Annotated in this window: 22 protein-coding genes; all 22 read left to right on the top strand. The window is 36.2% G+C overall.

The window, feature by feature from the left end; genetic code table 11:
- Positions 1 to 243: 243 nt before the first annotated feature.
- Positions 244 to 1131, top strand: coding sequence for a 2-dehydropantoate 2-reductase (gene panE, locus MKX66_RS00145; RefSeq protein ID WP_033709393.1), 888 nt, complete (start codon positions 244 to 246; stop codon positions 1129 to 1131).
- A 79-nt stretch (positions 1132 to 1210) separates the two neighbouring features.
- Positions 1211 to 2827, top strand: coding sequence for a bacillithiol biosynthesis cysteine-adding enzyme BshC (gene bshC, locus MKX66_RS00150; RefSeq protein WP_215590122.1), 1617 nt, complete (start codon positions 1211 to 1213; stop codon positions 2825 to 2827).
- Between the two features lie 366 nt (positions 2828 to 3193).
- Positions 3194 to 4126: a 16S rRNA (cytosine(1402)-N(4))-methyltransferase RsmH gene (gene rsmH / locus MKX66_RS00155; protein ID WP_002014746.1), complete on the top strand. Its 933-nt coding sequence runs from the start codon at positions 3194 to 3196 to the stop codon at positions 4124 to 4126.
- 15 nt (positions 4127 to 4141) lie between these two features.
- The gene (gene ftsL, locus MKX66_RS00160) at positions 4142 to 4504 is read left to right on the top strand and encodes a cell division protein FtsL (RefSeq protein ID WP_002033744.1); all 363 of its coding nucleotides are present in this window, start codon (positions 4142 to 4144) and stop codon (positions 4502 to 4504) included.
- Between the two features lie 22 nt (positions 4505 to 4526).
- The gene (locus tag MKX66_RS00165) at positions 4527 to 6674 is read left to right on the top strand and encodes a penicillin-binding protein (protein ID WP_434087977.1); all 2148 of its coding nucleotides are present in this window, start codon (positions 4527 to 4529) and stop codon (positions 6672 to 6674) included.
- A gap of 81 nt (positions 6675 to 6755) precedes the next feature.
- Positions 6756 to 8672, top strand: coding sequence for a stage V sporulation protein D (locus MKX66_RS00170; protein ID WP_002014741.1), 1917 nt, complete (start codon positions 6756 to 6758; stop codon positions 8670 to 8672).
- A gap of 210 nt (positions 8673 to 8882) precedes the next feature.
- Positions 8883 to 10358: a UDP-N-acetylmuramoyl-L-alanyl-D-glutamate--2,6-diaminopimelate ligase gene (gene murE, locus MKX66_RS00175; RefSeq protein WP_002014740.1), complete on the top strand. Its 1476-nt coding sequence runs from the start codon at positions 8883 to 8885 to the stop codon at positions 10356 to 10358.
- Between the two features lie 22 nt (positions 10359 to 10380).
- Positions 10381 to 11355, top strand: a complete 975-nt coding sequence (gene mraY / locus MKX66_RS00180) for a phospho-N-acetylmuramoyl-pentapeptide-transferase (protein WP_002014738.1) — start codon at positions 10381 to 10383, stop codon at positions 11353 to 11355.
- A complete protein-coding gene (murD, locus tag MKX66_RS00185) occupies positions 11356 to 12708 on the top strand; it encodes a UDP-N-acetylmuramoyl-L-alanine--D-glutamate ligase (RefSeq protein ID WP_002142942.1) in 1353 nt (450 codons plus the stop codon).
- Positions 12709 to 12797: 89 nt separating this feature from the next.
- On the top strand, positions 12798 to 13889 hold the full coding sequence (gene spoVE / locus MKX66_RS00190) for a stage V sporulation protein E (RefSeq protein ID WP_002014736.1): 1092 nt from the start codon (positions 12798 to 12800) through the stop codon (positions 13887 to 13889).
- A gap of 102 nt (positions 13890 to 13991) precedes the next feature.
- A complete protein-coding gene (gene murG, locus MKX66_RS00195) occupies positions 13992 to 15086 on the top strand; it encodes an undecaprenyldiphospho-muramoylpentapeptide beta-N-acetylglucosaminyltransferase (protein WP_002088269.1) in 1095 nt (364 codons plus the stop codon).
- Between the two features lie 61 nt (positions 15087 to 15147).
- Positions 15148 to 16053 (top strand): UDP-N-acetylmuramate dehydrogenase, encoded by a 906-nt coding sequence (gene murB, locus MKX66_RS00200; protein ID WP_002033752.1) that lies wholly within the window; start codon positions 15148 to 15150, stop codon positions 16051 to 16053.
- 98 nt (positions 16054 to 16151) lie between these two features.
- Positions 16152 to 16922, top strand: a complete 771-nt coding sequence (gene divIB / locus MKX66_RS00205) for a cell division protein DivIB (RefSeq protein ID WP_002014733.1) — start codon at positions 16152 to 16154, stop codon at positions 16920 to 16922.
- A gap of 401 nt (positions 16923 to 17323) precedes the next feature.
- Positions 17324 to 18625, top strand: coding sequence for a cell division protein FtsA (ftsA, locus tag MKX66_RS00210; RefSeq protein WP_002014731.1), 1302 nt, complete (start codon positions 17324 to 17326; stop codon positions 18623 to 18625).
- Positions 18626 to 18664: 39 nt separating this feature from the next.
- Positions 18665 to 19819 (top strand): cell division protein FtsZ, encoded by a 1155-nt coding sequence (gene ftsZ / locus MKX66_RS00215; RefSeq protein WP_002014730.1) that lies wholly within the window; start codon positions 18665 to 18667, stop codon positions 19817 to 19819.
- 454 nt (positions 19820 to 20273) lie between these two features.
- On the top strand, positions 20274 to 21191 hold the full coding sequence (spoIIGA, locus tag MKX66_RS00220; RefSeq protein ID WP_033709394.1) for a sigma-E processing peptidase SpoIIGA: 918 nt from the start codon (positions 20274 to 20276) through the stop codon (positions 21189 to 21191).
- Between the two features lie 19 nt (positions 21192 to 21210).
- Positions 21211 to 21930, top strand: coding sequence for an RNA polymerase sporulation sigma factor SigE (gene sigE / locus MKX66_RS00225; protein WP_002128857.1), 720 nt, complete (start codon positions 21211 to 21213; stop codon positions 21928 to 21930).
- A 157-nt stretch (positions 21931 to 22087) separates the two neighbouring features.
- Positions 22088 to 22867 (top strand): RNA polymerase sporulation sigma factor SigG, encoded by a 780-nt coding sequence (gene sigG / locus MKX66_RS00230; RefSeq protein WP_002014725.1) that lies wholly within the window; start codon positions 22088 to 22090, stop codon positions 22865 to 22867.
- A 293-nt stretch (positions 22868 to 23160) separates the two neighbouring features.
- Positions 23161 to 23439 carry a YlmC/YmxH family sporulation protein gene (locus MKX66_RS00235; RefSeq protein ID WP_012261605.1) on the top strand — a complete coding sequence of 93 codons (279 nt, stop codon included), beginning with the start codon at positions 23161 to 23163 and terminating at the stop codon, positions 23437 to 23439.
- Positions 23440 to 23556: 117 nt separating this feature from the next.
- The gene (pgeF, locus tag MKX66_RS00240) at positions 23557 to 24366 is read left to right on the top strand and encodes a peptidoglycan editing factor PgeF (RefSeq protein WP_002128855.1); all 810 of its coding nucleotides are present in this window, start codon (positions 23557 to 23559) and stop codon (positions 24364 to 24366) included.
- A gap of 5 nt (positions 24367 to 24371) precedes the next feature.
- Entirely contained in the window at positions 24372 to 25046 is a 675-nt protein-coding gene (locus MKX66_RS00245) for a YggS family pyridoxal phosphate-dependent enzyme (RefSeq protein ID WP_002033757.1), read from the top strand.
- Between the two features lie 19 nt (positions 25047 to 25065).
- Positions 25066 to 25536 carry a cell division protein SepF gene (locus tag MKX66_RS00250; protein WP_193651963.1) on the top strand — a complete coding sequence of 157 codons (471 nt, stop codon included), beginning with the start codon at positions 25066 to 25068 and terminating at the stop codon, positions 25534 to 25536.
- Positions 25537 to 25538: the final 2 nt, after the last annotated feature.

Genomic DNA, 25538 nt, shown 5'->3' on the forward strand with positions numbered 1-25538 from the left:
TAATAATATTATAACTCATTTTTAAATTTTTATGAAGAAGATAGAATATTTCTTTCATTATTTTTTTGAGGATTTGCTAAACTAAGAATAGAACTATGTATATAGGTAGTATATACGTAGTGAAAGAAGAGGTTGCATTTGTTAAAAGGTAATTGAATCCTCAACTATGTAATTGTAATTTAATAAGATATAAAGGGGGAAAGGCAAGGGAACTTATATCACTTGTTAATATGAGTTCTTTGTGTGAAGATGAAAATTGGAATTGTTGGACCGGGAGCTATTGGTCTCCTATATACATTTTATTTACAAAAAAGTAATCAAGATGTTACGTTGTTTACAAGAAACGATAAACAAGCAGAAGAATTAAACTTAACGGGTGTAACTTGTATTAGGAATGGAGAACGTGAAACGGTATTTCCATCTATTTTACCGATAGAAAGTATGCTGGATAAACAGTTAGATTATATATTTATTGCTGTAAAGCAATATCATGTAACTGATATATTACCTTTTGTGCAGGGAGAATCGTCATTAATCTTTTTGCAAAATGGAATGTCACATCTTCACGTTATGCAAAAAATAGGAAATGAACGTATAGCAGTCGGGATTGTGGAGCATGGTGCAAAAAAAGAGGATGGACATACAGTTCGTCATACTGGAATAGGTGTTACAAAGTTTGGTGTAGTGCGTGGTCAATCTAGTTGTTTTAAAAAGGTATTTAATTGTTTTCCTTTTGATTATTTTCCGATTCAGATAGAAGATGATTGGAAGGGGATTATGCGTAATAAATTAGTAGTCAATGTATGTATTAATCCGTTGACGGCATTATTGCGGGTTGAGAACGGGGAGTTAATTTCAAACCCGCTTTTTTATCAAATGATGGAGCAAGTATTTCAGGAAGTTGCATTTCTTGTTAAAGAAGAAGATAAGGAAATGCTATGGAAAATGGTATGCCAAGTATGTGAAAAAACATCCCATAATACTTCATCTATGTTAGCGGACGTAAGAGCGAATAGACAAACGGAAGTTAATGCGATTGTTGGATATGTATTAGAAGAAGCTAAGGAACAACAACAATCTGTTCCGACACTTCAATTTTTGTTCAATGCAATAAAAGGAATGGAATTATAAGTGTTTTTCTTTGCTTTTACGTGAAACATTGAATACAATGTGGGTTGGTGAGAGAACAGGATACGAAAGGAAGAATTATATGGAGATAAAAGAAATCTCTGTTCCACTACAAGGTGTTGTAGCGGACTATATGAACGGTAAAAAAGAGATACAGTCATGTTTTGATTATCTGTTAACAGAGGATGCTTTTAAACAGCGTTTACATGATTTACGTGAGAGAGAGTTTTTCCGTCAAGATTTAGTAACGCATTTATTAGAATATAATACACAATTGCAAGCGGGAGAATTTACAATTCAAAATATAAAAGCGCTTGAAGATGAAAATACATATGTAGTTATAGCTGGACAACAAGCTGGGTTATTAACTGGTCCGCTTTATACAGTTCATAAGATCATTTCAATTTTACAGCTTGCAAAAGAAAAAGAAGAGAGCTTAGGGGTTCGGGTTGTTCCTGTCTTTTGGATTGCTGGTGAAGACCATGATATGGATGAAATTAATCATACATTTGTAACGAAAAATAAAAAAATAAAAAAGACCATTTTTCATGATCGTTATCCGAAAAAGGCGAGTGCTTCTGAGTCTGAGTTTTCTATTGAAGACTGTAGAAAATGGGTCGAAGAGATTTTTAAAACATATCCGGAAACGAATTTTACAAAGGATGTATTACAATTTGTTGATGATGCTTTAGGTAAATCGCATACATATGTAGATTTCTTTGCGCACCTTATTACGAAAATGTTCGCAAATTCTGGTTTAATTCTTGTAGATTCACATCATCCTGCATTAAGAAAATTAGAAGTGCCGTTTTTACAACAAATTATAAGTAAATATAAAGAAATTCAAGTAGGGCTTCGTAATCAACAGGAAGTACTTAAGGAATTAGGATTTAAACCGATTATTGAAACGAAGACAAATGCAGTGCATATATTTATGGAAATTGATAATGAGCGAGTATTGCTTGAAGAGAATCAAGGGAAGTTTATTGGAAAAGATGGAGTGCATTCATTTTCGTATGAAGAATTGATGGAAGAGATGGAAAGAAGTCCAGAACGTTTTAGTAATAATGTTGTAACGCGCCCTCTTATGCAAGAATATGTGTTTCCTACGTTAGCGTTTATTGGCGGTCCAGGGGAGTTAGCTTATTGGAGTGAATTGCAACAAGTGTTTCATACGGCAGGTTTCCAAATGCCACCTGTTGTTCCGCGGCTTACAATTACTTATATGGAGCGAGATATAGCGACAGATTTATATGATTTAGATTTGCAAGAAATTGATCCATTTCTAAATAATATAGATAATCTGCGTGACAATTGGCTTTCTAATCAAATAGAGGAACCGATAGACGAGCGATTTATAGAAGCGAAAAAAGAAATAATGGATATTCATACATCATTACAACAATTCGTGAAAAAAATAGATCCAGGGTTAAATGAGTTTGCGGGGAAAAATGAACTGAAAATTAATGAGCAAATTGAACTGTTAGAAAAAATGTTGAAAAGAAATGTTGAGAAGAAACATGAGGTTCAACTGAATAAATTCCGCCGTTTACAATTCGCGCTTCGTCCATTAGGAGCACCGCAAGAACGTGTGTGGAATGTGTGTTATTATTTAAATCAGTTCGGCCTTAATTTTGTTGACCGGGTAATGGAACAATCTTTTTCGTGGGATGGAAAACATCATGTAATAAAACTATAGAATCTTGCTCTTTTGAGCAGGATTTTATTTTTATTCTGTTGAATTAACTGTGAAGTGAAATATTTCTGAATTATCCATCTTATGTTAATGTAATGAATCGCTATGTATTAGGTATATATATATGACAAAATAGCACAAAATGTAAACGGATTAATATCTTTTTCGACAGGTTTTTGTTTAAATTCCCGCAAAAAATGATAAAATTTAGTATATAATAAAATAAAATAGCGATTTGTATAGCGTACTACCTTGTTGGAAGTTAAATGAGTCGTTCTTTAGTAGCATTTCATCCTCTAGTAGTAAATTGTGTTTGTAGAGTGAGAAATGTATTTAACATAATTAATTGGAAAAAGAGTAGGTGCAGCAATGTTCAAACACGTAACAGTACTTTTGAAAGAAACAGTAGATGGCTTAGATATAAAACCGAGTGGTACATATGTAGATTGTACACTGGGTGGAGGAGGACATAGTTCTTATTTATTATCTCAGCTAACAGATGGTGGAAAGTTAATAGCATTTGATCAAGATGAAATAGCGATTCAAAATGCGAAGGAAAAATTTTCTTCTTATGGTGAACAATTTGTAACAGTGAAGAGCAACTTCCGTTATTTATCTGAAAAACTACATGAATTAGGTATCACAGAAGTAGACGGGATTTTATTCGATTTAGGTGTTTCATCCCCACAATTAGATACACCAGAGCGTGGCTTTAGTTATCATCATGATGCACCGTTAGATATGCGGATGGATCAAGATGCCCCATTAACAGCATATGATGTTGTGAACAGCTGGTCATATGAACAACTCGTAAGAATTTTCTTCCAATACGGAGAAGAAAAATTTTCAAAGCAAATAACAAGGAAAATTGAAGCTTATCGCGAGAATAAGGCTATTGAAACGACAGGAGAATTAGTGGAATTAATTAAAGAAGGTATTCCAGCTCCGGCACGTAGAACAGGTGGACATCCTGCGAAGCGAGTATTTCAAGCGATTCGTATTGCTGTAAATGATGAATTAAAAGTATTTGAAGAAGCGTTGGAATCTGCAATTGATATGGTCAAGCCTGGTGGAAGAGTTAGTGTTATAACATTCCATTCTTTAGAAGATCGTATTTGTAAAACGACGTTTAAGCGAAATAGCACAACGCCGCAATTACCACAGGGACTACCGATTATTCCGGATGAATTTAAGCCGAAATTAAAGCTTATTACAAGGAAACCGATTTTACCTTCTGACATTGAATTAGAAGAAAATAATCGAGCGCGTTCTGCGAAGTTGAGAATCGCTGAAAAACGATAAAAAGGAGAGAGAGGTATGACTAATTTAGCTGTAAAGTATAAACAACAGGCGCAAGAAGAGGTACAAATTCAAGCGCCGCCACAGCAGATGGTTAAGCCAAAAGTTAAAACGAAAATTACAAGAATTGAAAAGCTATTGTACGTAACGTTTATTGGGTTTTTATTATATGCTTGTGTAGCTTTTATTGGGAATAAAGCGGGTCTATATCAAGTTAATGTAGAAGCAGCGACGATAGAAGAACAAATTGTGAAAAAACAAAAGGAAAATCAAGAATTGCAGGCTGAAGTAGAGAAGTTAAGTCGTTATGAACGTATCTCTGAAGTTGCAAAAAAACACGGGCTAGAAATTAATGCGAATAATGTGAAAGGCCTAAAGTAAGGCAAATAGGTGTGAAGAAAAGATGAAGAGAAATATGACCAAATTTCATACCAATAAGGGAGCAGGTTATTTTATGATATTTTTCCTCCTGCTCTTTTTGCTGTTATTAGCCCGATTTTTTTACATACAAGCAACAGGAACAGTGGACAATCATGATTTGAAGAAACTTGCTGAGCAGAAACATAGTAAAAAGGGAGTTCTCGAAGCGAATCGAGGAACAATTTATGATCAAAATGGTCATGTGCTAGCACAAGACGCAAATTCCTATAGAATGGTAGCGGAATTAAAAGGTGCTAAGCCTGTTGAGGATAAAGAGGATACTGCAAAGAAAATCGCTGGAGTACTCGGAACGGGCGAAGACGCGATCTTAGCCGCTTTAAATAAAGATAGAAGTCAAGTGGAATTTGGAACATTGGGTAAGGGCTTGACGAAAGAAAAGAAAGAACAAATAGAAGCATTGAAATTGCCGGGAATAACTTTTATTACCGAAAATGCGAGAGTGTATCCAAACGGTGATTTCGCATCTTACGTCATAGGTCATGCCAGACCTAATGATAATGGAATCGCAGTAGGTGAATTTGGCTTAGAAAAGAGTTTGGATAAGTATTTAGGGGCTTCTAATGGTGAGGTAGCTTATACAGGTGACCGTAAAGGAGTATCTCTTGACGGTGGAAAAGTGAATGTAAAGGCACCTAAAAATGGAGATAATGTGTATTTAACGCTTGACCAACGTATTCAAAGTTATTTAGAAGACGCAATGAAAGAAGCGAGTAAACATTATGAACCAGAAAGTTTAATAGGAATTGTTGCAGACCCCAAAACAGGGAAAATATTAGCGATGTCTAGTAAACCTAGTTATGATCCGAACCAAGAGAATAATAAATATTTTTATAATGATGCCATTGCAAATGCATTTGAACCAGGATCAACAATGAAGATTTTCACATTAGCAGCGGCCGTTAATGAAGGTGTATACAAGGGACAAGACTTTTATCAGTCTGGTACATATCAAGTAGGTAATCGCAAAATAAAAGATCATAACGGCGGCGCTGGATGGGGTTCTATTACTTTTGACGAAGGGGTAGAGCGCTCTTCAAACGTAGCGTTTGCAATTTTAGGTGATCAAAAGCTTGGTCCAGATCGTTTCCGGAAATATATTCATAATTTTGGATTAGATGAAAAAACAAACATTGATTTACTTGGTGAAGGGTCAAATACAATTTTATTTGATCAACAAATACAACAAGTAACAACAGCGTTTGGACAAGGTTCTACAGTTACACCAATTCAACTTGTACAAGCTGCAACAGCGATTGCAAATGATGGGAAAATGATGAAACCTTATACAATTGATAAAATTGTGGATCCAATAACAGGTAAAGTACAGCTAGAGCATAAGCCAGAAGAAGTAGGGAAACCTGTTTCCAAAGATACAGCAGCGCAAGTAAGGCAATTACTAGAACGTGTTGTTACATCACCGAAAGGAACAGGAACTGCATATAAAGTTGATGGGTACTCAGTCGGGGGGAAAACAGGTACAGCACAAATTCCTGACGGGAAAGGTGGCTATATGACGGGAAGAGAGAATTATATATTCTCATTCTTAGGTATGGCACCGATGGACGATCCGCAACTTGTTGTGTATGTGTCCGTTAAACAACCAAAATTAAAAGATGATGAAAACGGGGCTAAACCTTTAGCAGATATCTTTAAATATGTAACGAAAAATAGCTTAGAGTACTTAAAGATTAAGCCGAATGAAGTAAAAGACCCGAAAAAATATGTGAAAGAACAACAAACTGTCGTTCCAGATGTAACCGGAAAAACGATGGAAGAAGCGAAAAAAGCAATTGATAAAGCAAAACTTCGTCCAATCGTATTAGGTGAAGGTAAAGTGCAGCAGCAAGTGCCAAAAGCAACTGAACAAACATTAAAGGGTGATCGAGTCTTCTTAGTAGGAGATAAACCTACAATGCCAAATATACAGGGATGGGCACTGCGTGATGTTATGAATTTAGCAAAAACATTAAAGCTTAACTTAAAACCTTCTGGTACAGGATATGTAACTGAGCAAAGTGTAGCGGAAGGGACATTGTTGCAACCTGGTACAGAATTAGGTGTAACACTCGTACCACCACTTGAACCGCAGCAAGAAGCAGAAAAGCCATAATGGTAATAGGGAAGAAGTTCTAATTAAATAAGTACAAGCATATATTGGAACAAGCTAGGCGTAAGGGAGGCTTGTTCCAATATGCGTGTATCAAATGTAACAGTTAGAAAACGACTTATTTTTATACTTATATCGGGTATACTCATTTTCACCATTATCGATATTCGTCTTGGATATGTGCAATTTTTTCTTGGAAATATGTTAACGGATCGTGCGAAGGATTCATGGAGTCGTAATATTACTTTTGAACCAGAGCGAGGGAAAATTTTAGATCGAAATGGTGTGGAGCTTGCTACGAATAAAAGTGCACCGACCGTCTTTGTTGTGCCGAGGCAAATTGAAAAACCAGCAGAGACTGCAGAGAAGTTAGCTGCAGTATTAGGTGTGGAAAAAGATGATGTTTATAAGCGGATTACAAAAAAAGAATCGATTGTAAGGCTTGATAAAGGCGGAAGGAAAATATCGCATGACAAAGCGAAAGAAGTACGCGGATTAAGTTTAAAGGGTGTGTACATCGCAGAGGATTCTATCCGGTACTATCCATTCGGTAATTTTTTATCACACGTATTAGGATTTGCGGGCAGTGATAATCAAGGGCTTATGGGACTAGAGAAATATTATGATAAAGAGCTAAATGGTGATAAAGGTCATGTGCGATTTTTTGCAGACGCGAAAGGACAGAGAATGCCTAACGTTGGAGATGATTTCAAAAAACCAGAAGCCGGCTTGAATTTAGGATTAACAATTGATTCACGCATTACGAGGATTATGGAAAGAGAAATGAATATTGCGGAATCAACGTATAATCCTGATGGTATGATAGCAATTGCAATGAATCCGAAAAATGGTGAAATTTTAGGTATGTCAAGTCGACCAAGTTTTGATCCAGCAGATTTCCAAAGTGTTTCTCCGGAAGTATATAACAGAAACTTACCTGTATGGAGTACGTATGAGCCGGGGTCAACATTTAAGATTATTACATTAGCTGCAGCCTTGAATGAAAATTTAGTAGACTTAGAGAAAGATACATTTTATGATGATGGGGCAGCTGAAGTTGGTGGAGCTAGATTGCGGTGTTGGAAAGCTGGAGGCCATGGTAGCCAAACGTTTTTAGAGGTAGTTCAAAACTCTTGTAACCCAGGATTTATTGAACTCGGTGATCGTCTTGGTAAAGATCGATTGTTTAAATACATTCGCAATTTCGGGTTTGGACAGAAGACCGGAATTGATTTACAAGGTGAAGGTAGCGGGATTTTATTTAATTTAGATAAAGTTGGTCCAGTCGAGCAAGCGACGACTTCATTTGGGCAAGGTGTTTCTGTTACACCAATTCAACAAGTAGCAGCTGTAGCGGCCGCTGTAAATGGTGGAACTTTGTATCAGCCATATATAGCGAAGGAATTTATTGATCCGAAGAATAATCAAGTTGTCAGCAAAAAGACACCTGTTGCGAAAAGGGAAGTTATTTCCAAGGAAACTTCAGAGAAAGTTCGTTACGCATTAGAGAATGTTGTAGCGAAAGGTTCGGGTAAAGGGGCTTATATTGATGGATATCGTGTAGGTGGAAAAACTGGAACTGCTCAAAAGGTGAAAGATGGAAAATATTTAGATAATAACTATATTGTATCATTTATCGGTTTTGCTCCAGCTGACGATCCGCAAATTGTTGTTTATGTAGCAGTGGATAATCCAAAAGGAGTCACTCAATTTGGTGGAGTTGTAGCAGCACCTATTGTTGGGAATATTCTTCGTGACGCACTTCCTGTAATGGGAGTGGAACCGAGAAAAGAGCAAGTTGAGAAAGAATATAAATGGGGCGATACACCAACTGTGGAAGTTCCTAATTTAATTGGTATGAAAAAGAAAGATTTACAAACGCAACTTGTAGACTTGAAGCTTGATATAAGTGGTGATGGTGGGAAAGTAATTAAACAATCGCCAGAAGCAGGAGCTAAAGTAAAAGAGGGTTCAAAAGTTAGAATTTACTTCGGGAATTAAAGGTAACTGATTGTGTTTTATGGTACAATTGGTGGAAGTGAGTTCTTTATAGAAAAATTGCTTTACTTGAGACGATAAGTGTCTCATTAATAAATAAATCTATTGATTAGACTATAGTAGCACTTACCTCCTATTTTTATATAACTAGGAGGTAACGTGTTACTTGCTAAAATAAGAGATAAATAAACAATGTAGAGAGGGTTTAGTGAAATGAAGTTGCATACACTTGTATCATGTTTGCATGATTTTCCAGTTGTTCCAACAGAAAATCCAGAAATAACATCTATTGAAGCGGATTCACGTAAAGTGAAAGAGGGAAGCTTATTTATATGTATGAAAGGATATACGGTTGATAGCCATGACTTTGCTAAGCAAGCAGCCGCACAAGGAGCGGCTGCTATTGTTGCGGAAAGACCAATTGATGTTGACGTTCCAGTTGTACTTGTGAAAAATACTTTTCGTTCGCTAGCGGTTTTAGCTGATTATTTTTATGGCCAACCAACACACAAGTTACATTTAATCGGTATTACAGGTACAAATGGAAAGACAACAACATCGCATATTATGGATGAAATTATGCGCGCACATGGTCATAAAACAGGGCTAATTGGAACGATTAATATGAAAATCGGTGATGAAACATTTGAGGTGAAAAATACAACACCAGATGCACTAACACTTCAACAGACATTTTCAAAAATGGTTGAACAAGGTGTGGATAGCACAGTAATGGAAGTTTCGTCTCATGCTTTAGATCTTGGCCGTGTACACGGGTGCGATTATGATGTTGCAGTATTTACGAATTTAACACAAGATCATTTAGACTATCATAAAACGATGGAAGAATATAAACATGCGAAAGGGTTGCTTTTCGCACAGCTTGGCAATAGTTATCATCATAATCGTGAAAAATACGCTATATTAAACAGTGATGATCCAGTAGCAGAAGAGTATATGAGAAGTACAGCAGCTACTGTTGTAACATACGGTATAGATGTTGCAAGCGACATTATGGCACGAGATATCGTAATGACGAGTGGCGGTACAACATTTACACTTGTAACACCGTATGAAACTGTAAATGTTACGATGAAATTAATTGGTAAGTTTAATGTATACAACGTGTTAGCTGCTACAGCAGCAGGTCTTGTTTCAGGAGTGAGCTTACAAACAATTATTGATGTAATTAAAGAGCTTGCTGGCGTTCCTGGACGTTTTGAAGTTGTAGATGGTGGACAAAATTACACAGTTATTGTTGACTATGCGCATACACCTGATAGCTTAGAGAACGTACTAAAAACAGCAAAACAGTTTGCAAAAGGCGATGTATATTGTATCGTTGGTTGCGGTGGTGATAGAGATAGAACGAAAAGACCAATAATGGCAAGTGTCGCAACCGAATATGCAACTCATGCAATTTATACATCAGATAATCCAAGAAGTGAAGATCCGAAGGCTATTTTAGATGATATGGTAAATGATGTGAATGGGAATAATTATGAAGTAATTGTCGATCGAAAAGAAGCGATACGTTCCGCTATCTCGAAAGTAAAAGCAGAAGATATTATTATTATTGCTGGTAAAGGGCATGAAACGTATCAAATTATTGGTAAAGAAGTTCATCATTTTGACGATCGTGAAGTTGCTAAAGAAGCAATCACGGAGCGTTTAAACAACGAAGTGTAACAGCATGAGAGGAGGACTACATGTGCTTGAACAAGGTTTATTAGTAACGGCTGGGGTAGCATTTTTAATTTCTGTTGCCCTTTCGCCATTATTTATTCCATTTTTAAGAAAGTTAAAGTTCGGACAGAGTATTCGTGACGAAGGACCGAAGTCACATCAAAAGAAATCAGGGACACCAACGATGGGTGGTATTGTCATATATGTATCTATGATGGTGACTACGCTTATTATGGCGATTAAATTTAACAATTTAGGTGCAGAAGTATCATTGTTATTATTAGTTACATTTGGGTACGGATTAATCGGATTTTTAGATGACTACATAAAAGTAGTAAAGAAAAGAAATCTTGGTTTAACATCAAAACAAAAATTGATTGGTCAGCTTGTAATTGCTATTGCGTTCTTTTTAATTGGAAAAGGGCAAGCATTTCACACGTATATCATGATTCCAGGAACTGATGTTAAATTTGAATTAGGCTGGGCGTATTTTGTTCTCGTATTATTTATGCTTATTGGTGGATCAAATGCGGTTAATTTAACAGATGGTTTAGATGGTTTATTATCAGGAACAGCTGCTATTGCATTCGGAGCATTTAGTATTATTGCTGTAGCTCAAGAACAATTTGGGGTAGCGATTTTCTGTATGGCAGTCGTAGGAGCTGTACTTGGCTTTTTAGTATTCAATGCGAATCCAGCGAAAGTATTTATGGGGGATACTGGTTCTCTAGCTTTAGGTGGTGCTATCGCAGCTGTAGCGATTTTGTTAAAACAAGAATTGTTACTCGTTATTATTGGCGGTGTATTCGTAGCGGAAACTTTATCTGTTATTATCCAAGTTATTTCGTTCAAAACAACAGGAAAGCGTGTCTTTAAAATGAGTCCATTACATCATCATTATGAATTATGTGGTTGGTCAGAGTGGCGCGTTGTTGTAACGTTTTGGTCTGTAGGATTTTTATTAGCTGTGCTAGGAATTTATATCGGGGTGTGGATGTAATTGAAAACTGTAACTGAATATCAAAATAAAAATGTTCTTGTATTAGGTATTGCTAAAAGTGGTTATGCAGCAGCTACTTTATTAAAAAAGTTAGGGGCAAACGTCATTGTAAATGATGGGAAACCATTAGCGGGTAATGTGCTTGCAGCTGAGTTACAAGCGGAAGGAATGGATGTTGTGTGTGGTGGGCATCCATTAGAATTGCTGGAGAGAAACATTTCACTTGTCGTAAAAAATCCAGGAATTCCATATTCTAATCCACTCTTAGTGGCGGCGAAAGAAAAACAAATTCCAATTGTAACTGAGGTTGAATTAGCATATTCCATTTCAGCAGCACCGTTTGTTGGGATTACGGGATCTAACGGTAAAACAACAACGACAATGTTAACGTTTGAAATGTTAAAAGAAGGACAAAAGCACCCAGTTATTGCGGGGAATATAGGTACTGTAGCTTGTGAAGTTGCACAATTGGCGAAGGAAAATGAAGTTGTCGTTACGGAACTTTCATCGTTTCAATTGATGGGAGTGGAATCGTTCCAACCAAAAATTGCAGCCTTTTTAAATTTATTTGAAGCGCATTTAGATTATCACGGGACGAAGAAAGAGTATGGTTTGGCGAAAGCGAATATTTTCAAAAACCAAACTGAAGCAGATTATAGTATAATTAACGCAGATGATGCAGATGTCATGGCGTTATCGGCATATAGTAAAGGACAGAAAGTATTATTTTCGACGACGAAAGAAATTGAAGATGGTGCGTATATAAAAGATAACGCTCTTTATTTTAAAGGCGAAAAAGTAGTTAAAGTAAGTGATATTGTTTTACCTGGTAAGCACAATTTAGAAAATATTTTAGCAGCAATGAGTATTGCTAAATTACTAGGTGTTTCTAATGAAGCAATTACTGCTGTGTTAAAAAGTTTTACAGGTGTAAAACATCGCTTAGAATATGTAACAACGATTAATAATCGTAAATTTTATAATGATTCAAAAGCGACGAATATGCTAGCGACAGAAAAAGCATTATCTGCATTTACACAACCGATTGTATTATTGGCTGGTGGACTTGATCGTGGTAATGAATTTGATGATTTAATTCCATATTTTAAACATGTCAAAGCGATTGTGACATTTGGACAAACTGCACCAAAATTAGTAAGAGCGGCAGAAAAAGCAGGATTAGATGTAATTGAAAGTGTCGATACTTTAGATGATGCAGTAGTGAAAGCTTATGCTCATTCTACCGATGGTGATGTAATTCTTCTTTCACCAGCATGTGCAAGCTGGGATCAATTTAAAACATTTGAAGAAAGAGGAGACATTTTTATACAAGCTGTGCATAAACTTATATAAAGTAAATCAAAACATCAGTAGGCTAACACCTACTGATGTTTTGTTACATAGGGCAAAGGTTCTGCCCAAAGAGGTGGTGTTCATGGGTAATGAAGAAAACGCCTGATTTTATTCTCATCATCGTTACACTTGCGTTGTTAACAATCGGAATGATTATGGTTTATAGTGCGAGTGCGGTTTGGGCCTCTTATAAAATGGGGGATTCATTCTTTTTTGCAAAAAGACAATTGTTATTTGCAAGTCTTGGGGTAGTAGCTATGTTTTTTCTGATGAAAATTGATTATTGGGTATGGCGTACGTATTCAAAAGTAATTTTACTAGTTTGTTTCGTTCTTCTTATTCTCGTTCTTATTCCTGGAGTAGGTCTCGTTCGTGGAGGGGCGCGAAGTTGGATTGGAATCGGGGCATTTTCTATCCAACCGTCAGAGTTTATGAAATTCGCGATGATTATTTTCTTAGCAAAATTTTTAGCGGAACGACAAAAATTAATTACATCTTTTAAACGAGGTTTACTACCGGCTCTTAGTTTTGTATTTCTTGCTTTTGGGATAATTATGTTACAGCCAGATCTTGGTACGGGAACGGTAATGATTGGGACATGTATTATTATGATATTTATTTCGGGAGCAAGGGTCTTTCACTTTGCAATGTTTGGTTTGCTTGGTGCAGCGGGATTTGTAGGGTTAATTGCATCAGCGCCATATCGAATGAAACGCATCACATCATATTTAGATCCGTGGTCGGATCCGCTCGGAAGTGGATTTCAAATTATCCAATCGTTACTCGCAATTGGACCTGGTGGTTTATTTGGGCTTGGACTTGGACAAAGTAGACAAAAATTTCTTTATTTACCTGAACCACAAACAGACTTTATATTTGCAATCTTATCCGAGGAATTAGGTTTTATTGGTGGTTCATTTGTGTTATTATTATTTAGTCTATTATTATGGCGTGGGATTCGTATAGCATTAGGAGCGCCAGATTTATATGGTACGTTTTTAGCAGTAGGTATTGTGGCGATGATTGCGATTCAAGTAATGATTAATGTTGGTGTTGTAACAGGACTGATGCCTGTTACCGGTATTACTTTGCCATTTTTAAGTTATGGTGGATCAAGTTTGACCTTAATGTTAATGGCAGTAGGTGTATTATTGAATATAAGTCGCCATTCTCGCTATTAAACCCTGTTTAAAAGACAGGGTTTTTCGTGTGTGTGTGAAAATACAATATGTATATAGAAATAAATACGATTGAATAAGAACAGGGAAGTGGAGGAATCAGTAGTGCGAGTATTAGTAAGTGGTGGGGGTACTGGAGGACATATTTATCCAGCTCTTGCTTTAATTAGAGAAATAAAAAAACTAAATCCGGAAGCAAGATTTTTATACATTGGTACAGAGAATGGATTAGAGAGTACCATCGTACCGAAAGCGGGTATTCCGTTCCAATCTATTGTTATAAGTGGATTTAAACGAAAAATATCTCTTGATAATGTAAAAACCGTGATGCGTTTCCTAAAAGGTGTTCAAGATAGTAAACGATATATTCGTCGTTTTAACCCTGATATTGTGATTGGTACGGGTGGATACGTATGTGGGCCAGTTGTATATGCTGCGGCTAAATTAGGTATTCCGACTATTGTCCATGAACAAAATAGTGTACCTGGTGTAACGAATAAATTTTTAAGTCGTTATGTCGATAAAGTTGCAGTTTGTTTTGAAGCAGCTGCAGAACATTTTCCACAGTCAAAAGTGGTTATGACAGGTAATCCACGTGCATCAGAAGTAATGGACCAAAATGGAATGAAAGGAAAACGTTCGGTAGGACTATCCCTTTCTAAAAAATCCGTGCTTATTTTTGGTGGGAGCCGCGGGGCTAGACCGATTAACGATGCTTTTGTAGAAGCGATTGAACAATTTGGGAATAAAAGTTACGAAGTATTATATGTAACAGGCGAAGTACATTATGATAAAGTTATGGAAGCCGTGAAACAAAAAGGGAATCCGAATAATGTTATTATTAAACCTTTTATTCATAATATGCCAGAGGTGCTGACGGGTGTAGATCTTGTTGTTTCAAGGGCAGGGGCTACAACGCTTGCAGAATTAACAGCGTTAGGAAAGCCGAGTGTATTAATTCCAAGTCCGTACGTAACAAATAACCATCAAGAAAAAAATGCACGATCAGTTGTTGATAAAGGAGCAGCTAAAATGCTACTTGAAAAAGATTTAACATCTGAAACGCTTATTCGTGACATTGATGAGATTTTATTGGATACACAAACATTACAAAATATGAAACTGGCTACTAAGCAACTTGGTATTCCAGATGCAGCAAATAAGCTATATGAAGTAATGAACAAGCTTATTAAAAAATAACATTAGGTGAACGCCCCGCATATTACTGTAATAAGGAGACTTGATATGGGGGAGATTGTCTATGGAACAATTAGTAAAAGAGCTTTTAGAAGCAAATGTTGGTCGCGTGTTAGTTAATGAACCGTTAGCGCGTTACACGACTATGAAAATAGGCGGACCAGCTGATATTTTAATTGTACCAAAGCATGTTGCTGGTATTGAGAAGACTCTAGAGTTAGTAAAGAAGTACAAGACAAGGTGGACTGCAATTGGTCGTGGTTCAAATCTTCTCGTATCTGATCAAGGTATAGAAGGTGTGGTTATTCGTTTAGGAGAAGGATTAGACCATTTAGAAGTCGAAAAACATAGAGTAAGAGTCGGTGCTGGATATCCCCTTATTAAATTGTCAACTTTACTTAGTCGACAGGGATTAGCGGGCCTGGAATTTGCAAGTGGTATTCCAGGAAGTGTTGGCGGTGCAGTGTATATGAATGCAGGCGCTCATAAGTCCGACATATCGAGTGTATTAACGAAAGCTCGTATTTTGTTTGACAATGGAACAATTAATTGGTTGACGAATACCGAAATGGGCTTTTCTTATCGCACATCTGTACTGCAAATGAAACGCCCTGGTATTGTTTTGGAAGCTGAATTCCAATTAGAGGTAGGCGAACGCGAGGGAATTGTAAGAAGCATGCAAAAGAATAAAGAGTATCGCCGTGAAACGCAGCCTTGGAATCACCCTTGTGCAGGAAGTATATTTCGAAATCCAGTCCCCTATTTTGCAGGAGATTTAATAGAAAAATCAGGGCTTCGTGGTTATACAATAGGTGGAGCTCAAATTTCTGAAATGCATGGGAATTTTATTGTTAATACTGGTGTGGCCTCAGCGCAAGATGTATTAGACTTAATCGCATTGGTAAAGCGTACAATTAAAGATAAATTTGGTGTTGATATGCATACAGAAGTAGAAATAATTGGAAGATAACGGTTGTTCGTTCCGCTCATTATCATTTATGTTATAATAAGAAGATAAGAACGGCATGAGGAACATGCCGTTCTTTATGTTACATAGGGGGATCGTACATGAAAAATAGTAAAGTGATTAAACTACAAGATCGTGTACCAAAATTAAAGAATCAAAATAAAAAAAATAAGAAACCTGTTAATCATCGGTTAATTTTATACATATCGATTTTATTTTTATTAGTACTCTTTTTAATTTATTTTCGGTCTCCGCTTAGTAATATAAAAAAGATAAGTGTCTTTGGAAATCATTATATGACAGATGAACAAGTTATGAAGGAATCAGGTGTGACATATGATACGAGTTATTTCCGAGTAACAGCACATAAAGCAGAAGAAAACTTAACGAAACGAAAAGAAATTAAAGAGGTAAATGTAAAAAAACGTTTCCCAAACAAAATTGATGTTCATATCGAAGAATATTTAACAATTGGCTATATAAACAAAGATGGGAAATTACAACCGTTATTAGAAAATGGGAAAACACTCGATGTACTTCCGAACGGAAAGCTTCCAGTTGCAGCACCAATTTTTGAACCATTTAAAGAGGAAAAAATGAAGGAATTAATTGCAGAACTAGAAAAATTAACGCCAACTATTTTAAGGTCTATTTCTGAAATCCGTTATACACCAACGAACGCAAATGAAGATCATCTTACTTTATATATGAATGAAGGATATGAAGTGAGCACCACTATTCAAAATTTCGCAAAGCGAATGGAAGCTTATCCACTTATTTTAAAAACAATTGAACCTGGTAAGAAGGTTTTAATTGACTTAGAAGTGGGTGCATATACGAAGGAACTAGGTGCTGAAGAAAAGAAAGAATAGAATGATAGTTTTTACTGCGTTATTACGTATGAAATGAAACAAACGTTCTTTTATATGGATGCTAATTTGCAAGAATGCTTAATTTGATGAAAAAAATGTAAATTTTCTTAGATTCATACTAGGATTGGTACAAGTTTCACTTTTCTACAAGTACATCTTAGTGTAGACTTATACTTGGCGGTAATCTTTACACTTGAAATATAATTATTTCAAGATAGAGCAGTTATTCACAGGTTACTGCGATATTCTTAAATGAATGTTAAATAAAAATAAGAAAAATATAGGGTTAAAAAAGGGAAACGTACAAAGACGTTGAATATTTTTCTTATAAATAGTAAAGTTGCGATTGTTGTTCCATATATTGAGTTGTATGGTATAAATAAAGAAGGAGGTGCCAAAGAATGAACAGCAATGAAATATATGTTAGTCTTGACATCGGTACATCCAATGTTAAAGTCATCATTGGTGAAATGGTTAATGATAGCTTAAACATTATTGGTGTTGGAAACGTAAAATCAAATGGTTTGAAAAAGGGATCGATAGTTGATATAGATGAAACTGTTCGATCAATTAAAAAAGCAATTGAACAAGCTGAGCGCATGGTGGGTATCCACATTGAGCAAGTTGTAGTAGGTGTCAATGCAAACCAGGTACAGTTGCTCCCGTGTCACGGAGTAGTCGCTGTTTCAAATGAAGATCGTGAAATCGGGAATGAAGATGTCTTACGCGTTCTAGATGCAGCGCAAGTTGTGTCAATTGCTCCTGAACGTGAATTTATTGATGTGGTACCTCGACAGTTCATTGTAGACGGTCTTGACGAGATTAACGATCCACGCGGGATGATCGGTGTAAGATTAGAAATGGAAGGTACACTTATTACAGGCTCGAGAACTTTACTACATAACCTACTTCGTTGTGTAGAAAAAGCAGGTCTTGAAATTGTTGATATTTGTCTGCAACCTTTAGCGGCAGCGACAGTTGCGTTATCTTCGGATGAAAGAAATAGAGGGGTAGCCCTTGTTGATATGGGCGGAGGATCTACAACCTTATCTATTTTTAAAGATGGAGAGTTGCAAGCAACGAGCGTATTGCCATTAGGTGGAGATCATATAACGAAGGATATAGCGATTGGGCTGAAAACTTCAACAGAAAATGCAGATCAAATTAAGCTGAAATATGGACATGCTTTTTATGATACAGCATCTGAAGAAGAGATGTTTACGGTTCCTATTATGGGAAGCGATCAAACAGAACAATATTCTCAGTTGGAATTATCGGATATAATAGAGGCTCGTGTAGAGGAAATTTTAATGTTTGTTCAAGATGAAGTGCATAAGTTAGGAGTAAAGCAAGCTGCTTCTGGATATGTACTAACTGGTGGGATAGCTTCTATGCCAGGTGTTCTTGATCTTGCATACGATATTTTACATGAAAATGTTCGTATAGCAACTCCTGATTATATTGGTGTTCGTGAGCCTCAATATACAAGTGGAGTTGGATTAATTAAACATTCTTATCAAAAAGCTAAATTACGTGGGAAAAATGTGCAGGAAAAGCAAGAACATTTTGAACCAGTACCAGCACCAATGCCGGTACAACAGCAACCTGCGAAACAAAAAACTCGTAATCAAAACAATACTAATCAAAATGATGACCGCATGATGTCAAAAGTAAAACGTGCATTCCGTTATTTATGGGATTAAAATTGGACACGAAAAATGAGGTTCTAGGGGGATTTCGACATGTTAGAGTTTGATACTACTCAAGATCAATTAGCGAATATAAAAGTTATCGGTGTCGGCGGTGGCGGAAACAACGCTGTAAACCGTATGATTGAACACGGTGTACAAGGTGTAGACTTTATCGCTGTGAATACTGATGCACAAGCATTAAATCTATCAAAAGCTGAAACGAAAATGCAAATTGGTGGAAAATTAACGCGTGGACTTGGTGCAGGCGCAAACCCTGAAGTAGGGAAAAAAGCTGCAGAAGAAAGTAAAGAACAGATTCAAGAAGCGCTTCGTGGCGCGGATATGGTCTTCGTAACTGCTGGTATGGGCGGCGGAACTGGAACTGGTGCAGCTCCAGTTGTTGCTCAAGTTGCAAAAGAACTAGGCGCGTTAACAGTTGGTGTTGTAACACGTCCATTTACATTTGAAGGGCGTAAACGTGCAACTCAAGCTGCATCTGGTATTGCGTCATTTAAAGAAAATGTAGATACACTTATCGTAATTCCAAATGATCGCTTATTAGAGATTGTTGATAAAAATACGCCAATGTTAGAAGCGTTCCGTGAAGCAGATAACGTATTACGTCAAGGTGTTCAAGGTATTTCTGATTTAATTGCTACACCAGGTCTAATTAACTTAGACTTTGCAGACGTCAAAACAATTATGTCTAATAGAGGTTCTGCTTTAATGGGTATCGGTTCTGGTAATGGTGAAAATCGTGCTGCTGAAGCTGCGAAAAAAGCGATTTCTAGTCCATTACTAGAAACATCTATTGATGGAGCTCAAGGTGTTATTATGAACATTACGGGCGGCGCAAACTTAAGTTTATATGAAGTACAAGAAGCAGCAGACATTGTAGCTTCAGCTTCGGATCCAGAAGTAAATATGATCTTCGGTTCTGTTATTAATGAAGGATTAAAAGATGATATCGTTGTCACTGTAATTGCAACTGGTTTTGATGATAGTGCTTCGACACAACCACCAAAACCAATTATCCGTCCGACTGCGAATCACACACAACAGCAACAACAACCAGTAGCTCAACCTTCAAAACAACGTGAAGTTAAGCGTGAAATGAAACGTGAAGAGCCGGTTGTGCATGATCGTCATACAGATTCAGATGACATCGATATTCCAGCATTCTTACGTAACCGTCGTAGACGATAAAAGAAAAGGAGCTTTCATGCTCCTTTTTTTTTGTTGTCTAAATGGAAAAGATCTGCTAAGCAGATCTTTTTTTACTATTTTGCATATGGAGAGCCCAGTCCTATTTTTAAGCCATAAGCTGTGATAAATTGAAACTTTAATTAGTCGGGGGTGTTCATCCAAAAATGATTGTTAGCCCGACTCCCACTTAACTTCTGTCCTTTTTTATAGCTGAATTTTGAGGCAAGGTCTTACTGCCCGCAAATAGCAAGATAAACTTTGTATATATATAATTCAATTATTATGTATACAAGTAAAAAATTTATATTATTCTATGAAAAATACACTTTTATTTTTTACCGACAGATTATGTCTAGAAATCACAAAATAACAAAAAAATCCCTCCACCAATTGACACACTTTCCTATTGGATATGCATTATACTAGTCTCAACTTAAAAAAAGAGGTGAATTGTTTGGTTGTTTACGCCGACATTGTCTGGTTGTTAAACGCCTGCATTGATTTTCTTTTACTTTTATTAACAGCCACCGTGTTAAAAAAGAGAATCAAAAGATGGAGGCTTGTGTTAGGGGCATTTATAGGTTCAACTATTGTTATTTTCGCCTTTACGCCTTTTGCTTCTATGATGACACATCCAATTATGAAACTATTGTACTCGTTACTTATTGTGTATACAGCATTTGGGTTTTCGACATTTAGAAATTATACACAAACTGTTTTTACTTTCTATTTTGTAACCTTTATGGTTGGTGGAGGATTAATTGGAACGCATTACTTTTTGCAAACGAACGAAATGGTAAATGGATTAGTTCAATCTAAATCAGTTTCTTACGGTGATCCAATTAGTTGGGTATTTGTTATTTTTGGTTTTCCAGTAATTTATTATTTTTCTAAAAAGCGTATAGAAAGCGTAGAGGTCACAAAGATACACTATGATCAAATCGTGAAAGTGGAAATTCAATTAGCTGGAGAGGAACTAGAATTAGCAGGTCTAATTGATAGTGGGAACCAACTTTATGACCCGTTAACGAAAACACCCGTTATGATTATGCATATTTCATCATTAGAACATTTTTTGCCAGCTTGGTTAACAGAACAAATTTATTCCAAAACAGAAATTCCTCAAATACCAGAAAATGATTCTGGATGGGCGACGAAACTACGTTTAATTCCTTTCCGAGCAGTAGGAGTAGAGAATCAATTTTTATGGGCAATTAAGCCAGATTGTGTGCGAGTTTATCATGAAGGTAGTTCGGTTGTTGTAAACAAAGTACTGATTGGATTAAATACACAACAATTATCTACTAATGGTGAGTATCAATGCATTGTACATCCGAAAATGTTGATTTCGCAAAAGATGGTAATTGCTTAATTATGAGAGGCGGGATAATATGGTGAAATTTAAATTTTATTTGGTATACCTTTGGTATAAAGTATTGCTGAAATTAGGAATTAAGACCGATGAAATTTATTATATTGGTGGAAGTGAAGCGTTGCCACCGCCGTTAACGAAAGAAGAAGAGGCAGTTCTTTTGAATAAATTACCAAATGGAGATCAAGCTGCGAGGTCGATGCTTATTGAACGTAACCTAAGGCTTGTTGTATATATAGCAAGAAAATTTGAAAATACAGGGATTAATATTGAGGATTTGATTAGTATAGGAACAATTGGTCTTATTAAGGCAGTGAATACATTTAATCCAGAAAAGAAAATTAAATTAGCAACATATGCATCTCGTTGTATAGAAAATGAAATTTTAATGCATTTGCGTCGAAATAATAAAAATCGTTCGGAAGTTTCTTTTGATGAACCGCTTAACATTGATTGGGACGGAAATGAACTGTTACTATCAGATGTTTTAGGTACAGATGATGACATTATTACAAAAGATTTAGAAGCTACTGTAGATCGTCATCTTTTAATGAAAGCATTGCATCAATTAAATGACCGTGAAAAACAAATTATGGAGCTTCGGTTTGGACTCGCTGGTGGTGAAGAGAAGACACAAAAAGATGTGGCTGATATGCTTGGAATTTCACAGTCTTATATTTCTCGTTTGGAAAAAAGAATTATAAAAAGATTACGAAAAGAATTTAATAAAATGGTGTGAAGAATAAGACCAGTCGGTATCTAGACTGGTCTTATTCTTTTTTTGTGCATTAGGAAATATGATATTTGTGAAAAATGATGGAAAAACCGTATGCATAAAATCCCCTTCAAAGGAAATACTTTACACTGTACAGCAACTCCCGATAGGAGGGAACACTTTGACGAGAAACAAAGTAGAAATTTGCGGTGTTGATACAGCTAAACTTCCAGTACTAAAAAATGAAGAGATGCGTAAATTATTTCGTGAAATGCAAAGTGGAGAGATAAGCGCCAGAGAGAAATTAGTGAATGGAAACTTACGTCTTGTACTGAGCGTCATCCAAAGATTTAATAACAGAGGAGAATATGTTGATGATTTATTTCAAGTTGGTTGCATTGGACTTATGAAATCCATTGATAACTTTGATTTAGGCCAAAATGTAAAGTTTTCAACGTATGCTGTGCCGATGATTATTGGAGAAATACGTAGATATTTGCGTGATAACAATCCAATTCGTGTATCTCGCTCATTACGAGATATTGCGTATAAAGCGTTGCAAGTAAGAGAAAAATTGATTGCTGAAAATTCAAAAGAACCAACAGCAATGGATATTGCGAAAGTTCTTGAAGTGACACATGAAGAGATTGTTTTTGCACTAGATGCGATTCAAGATCCGGTTTCATTATTTGAACCGATTTATAACGATGGAGGAGATCCTATCTTTGTTATGGATCAATTAAAGGATGAAAAACAAAAGGACGAGCAGTGGGTTGAAGAACTGGCGTTGAAAGAAGGAATGAAGCGTTTAAATGATCGTGAAAAAATGATTATTCGAAAACGTTTCTTTCAAGGAAAGACACAGATGGAAGTTGCCGAAGAAATTGGGATTTCTCAAGCGCAAGTATCACGTTTGGAGAAGTCTGCTATTAAGCAAATGAATAAGACGATTCAAGGATAAGGTCCTCACCAGTTATGGTGAGGTCTTTTTTATATATAATATTTTGCGCTCATAGTAGATTGGGTAGGTTCATATAATGAAAATAAAATGGATGTTCTATTAGTAGCGGTTATATACTGTTTATCCGCTTCGAAATTAGGCTGAAGTAAAAAGTTAGATGGAAGCGGGACTGCCCGTAAAAGTCCGATTGGCATGGGTTAATAATCAGTAGGGATGGGGATAATCCCACTGATTAAGGTTTCACTTTATTTGAGAGCGTACTTACGATTCATGATATAAGGGAGAGGATGAATATGATACGGATTTCGGAGTTTCAAATGAAGGATGTTGTAAATGTTTCAGATGGAAAGAGGCTTGGGAATATTGGAGATATTGATATTGATATAGACACAGGAAAGATTAGGGCGGTTATTATTTCTAAGCAGGCACGAATGCTTGGACTCTTTGGGAAGGAAGTAGAATTTGTGATTCCTTGGGAGCAAATTATGAAAATTGGAGAAGATGTCATACTTGTAAAAGTAGATCATGTTAATTCTGTAACAGAATCAATACAAACACCGACAATTTCATAAAGAATATTACAAATTCCTCTTTTTTTTCTGTTGTCATTATGAAAAAATAAAAGTATGGTAAAATAGACAGGAAGTACCATACTTTTTTCTGTTATTTTAATTAAAAGGAGTCGCTTTATGAGAGAACCATTTAAATATGCGGACGGTATACTGTATTTACAAGCGTGGAAAGAACTTGGAAACATTACTGTTGGATTTACGACAAAAGATGGTGGAGTAAGTACAGGCTCCTTTCATGCGATGAATTTAGGATTACATGTGAATGATATCGTGGAGAATGTTCATGAAAACAGACGCATTTTAGCTAATAAGTTACAAAAACCATTAGAAAAATGGATTTGCTCTGAACAAGTTCATGACCATCATGTTGAGAAAGTAGGACTGCAAGAAAAAGGGAAAGGCGTTTATTCATATGAAGACGGTATTCCAAAAACGGATGGCATTTATACGACTAACAAAGATGTTCTCTTAACATCTTGTTACGCTGATTGTGTTCCGCTCTATTTTTATGCACCATCACATGATATGATAGGACTTGCGCATGCTGGGTGGAAAGGGACTGTAACAGAGATTGCGAAAGAAATGATTCAAAAGTGGAATGCAGAAGGTGTTTCAAGTGATGAAATTCATGTCGCAATTGGTCCTGCAATCGGATCATGTTGTTATGTTGTTGATGATCGTGTATTAACAGCAGCACAGCAAGTAGTAAACGGATCTGTTCCTCATAAAGTAATTTCTGATGGTCAGTATGCAATTAATTTAAAAGAAGTTAATCGTATATTATGTGTACAAGCAGGCATAAAAGAAGAACATATTGTAATGTCATCTCTTTGTACAAGCTGTGAAGAACAATTATTTTTCTCTCATCGTCGTGATCAAGGTAAGACGGGGAGAATGTTGAGTTTCATAGGTTTTAAGGAGGAGTGAAGTAAGTGACAGTGCAAGGGAATTTAGCAGATGTAAACGAAGTAATTAAAGAATCTTGTGTACGAGCTGGACGTTCGATGAAAGATATTAAGCTCGTTGCAGTTACAAAAACTGTAGGGATTGAAAAAACAAGCGAAGTAATTGAAACAGGAATTATTGATTTAGGTGAAAATAGAAATGAAGGTTTCTTACAAAAATACGAGCATTTCGGTTCAAAAGTGAATTGGCATTTTATTGGATCATTGCAAACGAGAAAAGTAAAAGAAATCATTAATGAGATTGATTATTTACATTCATTAGATCGTCTTTCGCTTGCAAAAGAAATTCAAAAACGTGCTGATAAGAAAGTTAAATGCTTCATTCAAGTGAAAACATCATCTGAAGAATCAAAGCAAGGATTGGCGATAGAAGAAACAATTTCTTTTATTCAAAGTTTGCAAGAATTGGATAAGATTGAAGTGGTAGGATTAATGACAATGGCTCCGTTTACAGGAGAAGAGGAAGAGATTCGTCGCTGCTTTAAGGAATTGCGCATGCTACAAACAGAGGTGCAGGAGCTAGAATTATTACATGCACCATGTAAAGAATTATCAATGGGAATGTCAAATGATTACACGATTGCAATTGAGGAAGGCGCTACATATATTCGTTTGGGAACGGTTTTAGTAGGAAAAGCGTAGGAGGAAGGAGAAAGTTATTATGAGTTGGTCAAAAGTAAAATACTTCTTTTTTGACACACCGGAAGAAAAAGAAGCAGCTCAATATAGTTATGAAAAGGAGCAAACAGACATGACAAAGCAACAAGATCCCCCAGAACAACAAGATGTTCCGTTTGCGAAAGTGCAACCGAAGCAAAATGTAGTGAGTATTGAAACAGCGAAGCAATCTTCAAAAGTTGTTTTACTAGAACCACGTACATATTCGGAAGCGCAAGGCATTTCGGATCACTTAAAAGGTAGACGAGCTGTTGTAATTAATTTGCAAAGAATGTCTACAGATCAAGCTGTACGTATCGTTGACTTTTTAAGTGGTACTGTATACGCTATAGGCGGGGATATTCAAAAAATAGGCCCGAAAACATTTATGTGTACACCTGAAAATGTTGATATCGTTGGTGCGATTTCAGAGTTATTCGGTGAAGAAGAAGAGACAAATATAAAGAGGTGGTAATA

Origin of the sequence: Bacillus sp. FSL R9-9530 (assembly GCF_038008145.1) — a bacterium.
GTDB classification, from domain to species: domain Bacteria; phylum Bacillota; class Bacilli; order Bacillales; family Bacillaceae_G; genus Bacillus_A; species Bacillus_A mycoides.